This window comes from Erwinia sp. PME.40.26/001 (assembly GCF_055556675.1).
Genome location: NZ_JBVHNP010000226.1, coordinates 1 through 265, shown reverse-complemented (window position 1 = coordinate 265; position 265 = coordinate 1). Strand labels below are relative to the sequence as shown.

The 265-nt window shown below is 56.6% G+C and carries 1 protein-coding gene; it reads right to left on the bottom strand.

The annotated features are described in order from the left end of the window. Window positions 1–36: 36 nt before the first annotated feature. Window positions 37–265: IS3 family transposase (locus ACZ3HG_RS23950; protein ID WP_465334896.1), on the bottom strand; the 229-nt coding region annotated here is incomplete at its 5' end.

Sequence of the window (265 nt, the reverse complement as noted above, 5' to 3'; positions counted from 1 at the left end):
CCGCACTGTGCCGCTTACGATTTCGTAGACACCACCTTAAGCTACTTGCGTCTGTTGCTCGTACTGAATCGGGCTGAGATAGCCCAGCGTCGAGTGCTGTCGTGTCGGATTGTAGAAGCGCTCGATGTAGTCGAAGACATCAGCCTTGGCATCGCTTCTGGATCGGTAGACCTTGCGAGCCGTGCGCTCGATCTTCAGCGACAAGAAGAAGCTCTCCATCGCTGAGATATCCCAGACGTTGCCGGACCGGCACATGCGGCAGGTC